Below are 6,616 nucleotides of genomic sequence, written 5' to 3'. Positions count from 1 at the left end.
CATTACATAAAGTAATGTTTGAATTGACTGTGCTGAATCCGAAGATTCAATGGTCACTTCGTTTCATTGAAACCTAATTTGATACCGAGGTATCTAATTGGATTATCATCAACGAGTGCCCACACAGATTGATAGGTTCTTATTTTTAAAGAGCTTTTCTAACATTTTCAGCAACTTAGTTGCTCGTCGTTAGGGGTGCGTATCTTACTTCACACCGTGAGAGAGTCAAGCATTTTTTTCAAATTTCTTTTCTCTCAATTCCGACTCGCTGTGTGACTTTCGTCTCACTCCGTGTCGGTGGATGCGCAGTATAGGGAGTTGAGAAATTAGTACAAGCGTTTTTTGCAAAAAAACTCTCAACCGAACAAATAACGAGCATTCTGCATAGATACTCAACGATCTTGTCTAATATTTCGGGTTGCAGAGGATCTTTTCATGATGAAACACCTGACTTCTGCATTAAAAGATCGCCGATTTCTTTGTGATTTTGATTGCTGATCTTATCTCTCTTGGTTCTTTTTTCTCTTTCTATCTATATAAAGACGAAAAAAGAGCAGAACGATGACGAACTGCTCTTTTGGTCTTTGCTTTTTATTTGGGGTACTTCAGGTGAAGTCTTGGAAAAGTGTTTCTTCTATATAGAAGAAAAGATCAGAGCATCCTTGCCCTTCTCTTTACGACAGATTAGTTAGGGGTATATCTAAATGTCGTTATTGTTCGATGACGCATTGAGCTCGTAAGAGTGGAGCATGCTTGCATTCCCAATGGCGTCATCTTCGAGAGGAACTTAGTTCTTCAATACTTTTACGGTGTAGCTACCATCTTTTTGTTGGTATAGACCGTGGATGTCGGTTTCGAAACCTGGGTAATGCGCACCGATCTCACAAAGCATCTCTAGGAAGTCCAGCACAGGGCGAGACTCTTGAGTCACCATTTCACCAGGAAGTACTAGTGGCACACCTGGAGGGTAAGGAAGGATCATGTTCGCACTTACGCGGCCAACCATTTCTTCCAGTTTGATTTCTTCTACGTTACCGCGAAGCTCTTCTTGCCATGCTGCGTGTGGTGTTACTTTCATTTCTGGAAGTACATCGAACGCTTTGTACATTAGCTCTGGTAGGTTGTATTTCTTAGTTAGGTCATGAATTGCTTGTGCTAGTTCTTGAACGCGCATGCCTTCATAGAAGCTTGGGTCTTCGTTGTATAGCGAAGGTAGGAAGCTCTTGATGGTTAGGTTCAAGTCGTAGCCACGTTTAAATTCAGTTAGACCGCGTAGCAATTGCATTGCTTTTGATTTGTCGATACCGATTGAGAATAGGAACAACAAGTTGTATGGACCTGTTTTCTCTACCACGATGCCGCGCTCGTCTAGGAATTTAGCCACCAGCGAAGCAGGAATACCTGATTCTTCTAGTTCGCCTTCTTTATTCATCCCAGGAGTCAGTAGCGTTACTTTGATTGGATCAAGATACATGTGGTTGTCATCCATGTTCTTGAAGCCGTGCCATGTGTCGCTAGGGTCTAGTTTCCAACATTCCGTGGTATCGATGTTTTCTGGTTGCCACACATCGAAGAACCAGCTGTCACTTTCTGCTTCTAGACGTTTGATCTCTTTACGGAAGCGGATTGCGCGATCGATAGAGTCTTGCATCAACTTCTTACCAGTGTTGCCGCGCATCATTGCCGCTGCAGTTTCAGTAGAAGCAACAATGCCGTACTGAGGTGAAGTTGAAGTGTGCATCATGAATGCTTCGTTGAAAGATTCTTTATCAAAGTCACCTTTCACGTGAATCATTGAAGCTTGTGAGAACGCTGCCAACAGTTTGTGTGTTGATTGTGTTTCGTAGAACACTTTGCCTGGCATCGCTTCACCACTCATACCACATTTACCTTCGTAAATTGGGTTGAAGTTAGTGTAAGGCACCCAAGCACTGTCGAAGTGGATGTGTTTACAATCTAGCGACTCTTTGATGAATTGCGTGTTGTACAACAGACCATCGTAAGTTGAGTTAGTCACTACTGCGTAAGTTGGTGCTGTTGCACCTGGTGTTTTCGCCACTTTCTCTGCGATTACATCGCGGCTGAATTCGCTTTGTGGGATACCACCAAGGATGCCGTATGCGTTACGAGTTGGACGGAAGTAGATTGGTGTCACGTCGCTCATCATCATTAGGTGAGTCAGAGATTTGTGACAGTTACGGTCAATCAGTACTGTGCTGCCCGCAGGTGCTGAGTACATACCAACGATTTTGTTCGATGTAGACGTACCGTTAGTTACGATGTACGAGCTGTCTGCATTGAATGTGCGTGCGATGTATTCTTCTGCATCTTTATGTGGACCTGAGTGGTCTAGTAGAGAACCTAGCTCAGGCATTGAGATTGATACATCCGCTTTGAATGTGTTTGGACCGTAAAAATCGTAGAAGATGCTACCAGCAGGGCTTTTCTGGAATGCAGTACCGCCCATGTGACCTGGAGTACAGAAGGTGTATTTACCTTCTTCTACGTATTTGAATAACGCTTTAGTGAATGGAGGCATGATGGCATCTTTGTATGCCTCAGTCGCTTGGTTGATTTTGATAGCGATGTCGTCAGCCATACCTAAAGCGTACTCGAAGAAGCTCACGTTTAGACGTAGGTCTGTTAGTGAAATGTCTAGAGTAGACTGTTCGTTAGCAAATGCGTGAACAGGCAGTTTTTCGTTGATTTGGCTGATACGTTCACATAGCTCTAGTGAGTATTTATCCCAGTCGAACAGCACACCGCAAATGCGTGGGTTCATCTCAATCATTTTGATCAAGTCTTTATCATCTACTGGGTAAACCACTTCGTAGCCCGCTTTCTCAAGAGCAGCGTGAAGTTGACGAACTGGCTCTTCTTTAAAGAACACACCCATGTGGTTCAAGATAGCGAATATATTCATTTGGACATCTCCAAGGCGAATGAGGGCGCTCTTTGCCATTTACAGGCAATGAGTAAGGTGAGCGCCGCGTGAATTTGGGTTTTATGGGCTGGCACCGTAGTGCCAGCGTTTTGGGGATTAGTTGCTTGCTTGGGCAGGCATGTCTTCAGCGTGCATTTTCACGTACTGAGCAAGACCTGCTTTTTTGCTGTAGAACATCAAGATAACTAGAGACACGATGAAGGTTGCTGTTAGCGTACCGCCCTCTGCACCTGCTAGTGCGATGAAGCAGAACAGACAAGCCACACCAGAGAACAGCATTACGAAGCCGTTGCGTGTTGTCATACCTTCGAAGCGAATCAAGTTAATGCTTGAGTAGAAGTAAGGCAGCATTGTTAGTAGAACTGCGTCAGTCGTTAGCTGGTTGAACAGGTCTGATGCGTGTGCTGTTTTAGAGCTGAAGAACATCAGTACAACCATCAGTGCAGTCATCTTGATTGACGCAAGGATTAGACCTTTCTTAGGCACACCGTTTTTGTCAGTTTCGCCGTAGATTTTAGGGAAGTTGCCATCGCTTGCTGCACGTTTACCAGCCTCGCCCACCAGCATCATCCAAGAACCTAGCGAAGTGAAACATGCTAGTGCTGTGAATGCTGATACGAATGGTGCAGTCCAGCTACCGAATAGCTCAGTGGTTGCCAATGCAAATGGCGCACCTGATGCCGCAACTTCTGACGCTGGGAACATGCCGCTGATCATTTGAGTTGATAGGATGTAAATCACACCTGCGATACCAGTACCTAACATAGTTGCTAGTGGTACAGTACGTTTAGGGTTTTCTACCATACCCGTCGATACCGCTGCTGATTCCACACCTACGAATGACCATAGACAGATAAGAACCGCTGTTACTACCGCGTGGCTGTCAGTGCCTGCTGATACGTTCCAGTTTTGGCTGTAAAGCGCAGTATCGAAGTGCGTCCAACCAAATGCAGCTGTACCAACAACTGGGATAAGGATAAGAACTAAACCAAGCGTACATAGACGGCTTACCCAGCTACCACCAAGTAGGTTGACGAAAGTGAAGATCCATACCGATGCAATCGTCGCAATACCTGCTGGAATTGGGTTATTAAGCACAGGGAAGAATACTGAAAGGTAAGAAACACCTGTAATGGCAATAGCCAGGTTACCAATCCAGTTCGCGTGGTAATAAAGAACGCCCGTTTGGAAACCAAATACCGGAGACACTTCGCCAGCATAAGCGATAGGACCACCTTCTTGTGGGTTTTTGGTTGCCAGACGAGCGTAAACGAACGCCAGACTCAGTGCACCGACCAAACAGATCAGCCAACTGAAGATTGAAACAGAGCCTACAGAGGCAAGACTAGAAGGTAATAGTGCAATACCACTACCCATCATGTTACCGGCTACGACACCCGTACAGGCAATAAGGCCGATTTTTTTCGCATTCGATGACATAACATCTCCAAATCTATTCTACTCGAGTCAACATGACTCAAACTGAATGGTTATTAGCGAGATGCTATGAGGAGGAACCTTCTCGACCTCGCTAAATTTCGAAGTGAAGACTACGCCCAAAAATCGGGAAAAAAATAAACTTGGTGTTATCAATAAAATGATTAGTTCATCAACATCAAGTTGAGATAAACATGATAAACACAAAAACATAAAACTATATTATTCATACAGTTACAAGAAAAACATCAAACCTTCTACCGATAGATAAACTCTCATCAACTCGTTGGTCATCGCGATAAAAGTTATCAACCTCTATCAACTTCCCCATCCCGAAGGGTTAATTCCCTGAAGTGTTGATTCCATAAATCTCTCCCTGATCGCACTTCTTGACCCAAGTCAATATTCATCTCGCATGCAAGAAGGCACCAAAATCATTCTCGCCACATAACTCATCCAGACACTTCATACAATCAATAGAGATAGAGATAGAAATAGAGATAGAGATAGAGAAGCAAACCGGGTATGTATTCCCGTTGCAAGCTTGCGTTGTTAGCTCCTTCGTAAGTCATTGCCCCACCGCCCCACCCTTTTCACTTTTCGACAGCGACAAAAAAGCCCCTCATCAAAATGAGGGGCTAGCATTAGACTGACGTTGAGTCCGAGAGAATTAAAGCATTCGAACGACAGAAGGGTGAACGGCGCGATACATGGCGTAATCAATCGCCTTCATGTTACTTGGGAAGACCAAGTTTTCGCACAGCAGGTACGTCTCAACCGACGTATCAATATAGAAAGCTTCACTGTAAGACTCACTGGCTAAATCCAGATCACCATCCAATTCGGCGTGCTTACCGCGAATCACATAGGAAAGCACTGAATCACGTAACCTCAATGCCTGTCCGAGATGCCGCTTGGCTAACGCCATGTCACCAATGATGGTTTCGTGCAGTGCTAAAGCTTCATAAATTCGCGGTTGAATTGGCCCCACCATCATTTTCACATTAGTCTCTAGTGCTTCACTGAGCTGCTGCATTCGCCCTTTCTTCAACTCCTGTGAGAAATCAAGTGCCTTTTGTACATGGTAAGCAATCAACAACTCAGCTTGAACGTAAGCATTATCCGGCTCGATTTCTAAAATGTTTTCCATCAAGTCGATACCTTGGCGGAATTGTTTAGTATCAGAGACATTAAGGTAATGGTTAGCCTGAACAAACAACTCCAACGCGTCGGGATTCATTGGCATTCCCGCCACCAGCATCGTAGATTTCAATTTGGCATCCGACACTTTCAGCACTTGCATCAAATCCAACGACGCTTGTTGAAGCACTGTCTTTAAATGACTACTGGTTAACGCGTATTGACGACTAAACAACACTTTCTCAGATGAGTTATTGCGATATTCCACCTCTAAAAAGCTGCCACCGTCATTCTCACGAACTCTCACCACAACCGATTTACCAGGCACAATGCCAGAAGTAAACGACGCCTTCTTTAGCATGACTCGGTAATCACTGACTTGAGCAATGTCGGACATCAACTTTTGGGCGAATCCGTCTGCCAAATCGTAGCTTAATCCTTCATTCGTAAAATTATCTTGAAACTTGAACTCAATCAGATGGGTATCGATGGCTTGGGTAATACGCACTTCCGACTGCTTGTAGGTAAACACGCCCATCACTACGACCAACATACTGATCCAGATGAAGTTCATAATTCCCAATCGCCAAGGGCTGATTTTGTTTTTGCTCTGAGGTGCTTTTTTCTCTTTTGACATCTCGCAGACTGCGCGAGTTAGAGGACCGGCAGGAAAGGTAACGGCTGGTGCTATAGGTAGACAATCCTCTTCCGATTCTTCAACAGAAGGTAGGATCTCTTCATTTTGCCGACTTGTGACAAACTCTTCATGCGTCATAGTAACCACGTTCGCTACCAGCTTATAGCCACGCTTGGGCACCGTGATAACGTAGTTGGTATTTTCCTCTCGACCGTCACGTAGTAGCTTACGCAACTCAAAGATGGATTGAGTCACCACTTGATCGGTCACAATCGCTCCAGCCCAAACGTACTGAATCAATTCCTCGCGGTTGAACACCTCATTCGCATGCTCCGCTAAGAAGTGCAAAAGATTAATTAAGCGTGGCTCAACAGTAACTTCCCTATCTTGTCGATACAGCTTATTTTCATCCACGCTCAAAACCCAGTCATTGATTTGAAAATAGACTCCAACCATGT

At 44.6% G+C, this 6,616-nt stretch carries 3 protein-coding genes; all 3 read right to left on the bottom strand.

Features of this window, described 5'->3' with window-relative positions; genetic code table 11:
• Positions 1-787 precede the first annotated feature (787 nt).
• A complete protein-coding gene (locus tag R7041_RS16000) occupies positions 788-2,923 on the bottom strand; it encodes a lysine decarboxylase CadA (RefSeq protein ID WP_005451159.1) in 2,136 nt (711 codons plus the stop codon).
• A 117-nt stretch (positions 2,924-3,040) separates the two neighbouring features.
• Positions 3,041-4,384, bottom strand: a complete 1,344-nt coding sequence (gene cadB, locus R7041_RS15995) for a cadaverine/lysine antiporter (RefSeq protein WP_017635552.1) — start codon at positions 4,382-4,384, stop codon at positions 3,041-3,043.
• Positions 4,385-5,051: 667 nt separating this feature from the next.
• On the bottom strand, positions 5,052-6,614 hold the full coding sequence (gene cadC, locus R7041_RS15990; RefSeq protein WP_064368841.1) for a lysine decarboxylation/transport transcriptional activator CadC: 1,563 nt from the start codon (positions 6,612-6,614) through the stop codon (positions 5,052-5,054).
• Positions 6,615-6,616 lie beyond the last annotated feature (2 nt).

The organism is Vibrio sp. 1751, from assembly GCF_033339895.1.
Taxonomy (GTDB): Bacteria; Pseudomonadota; Gammaproteobacteria; order Enterobacterales; family Vibrionaceae; genus Vibrio; species Vibrio alginolyticus.
This window is presented reverse-complemented; position numbering and strand designations above follow the sequence as displayed.

Excerpts from the sequence above, each read along its gene's own strand:
- R7041_RS16000 (WP_005451159.1), bottom strand. The coding sequence starts at position 2,923 with ATGAATATATTCGCTATCTTGAACCACATGGGTGTGTTCTTTAAAGAA.
- cadB (WP_017635552.1), bottom strand. The coding sequence starts at position 4,384 with ATGTCATCGAATGCGAAAAAAATCGGCCTTATTGCCTGTACGGGTGTC.
- cadC (WP_064368841.1), bottom strand. The coding sequence starts at position 6,614 with ATGGTTGGAGTCTATTTTCAAATCAATGACTGGGTTTTGAGCGTGGAT.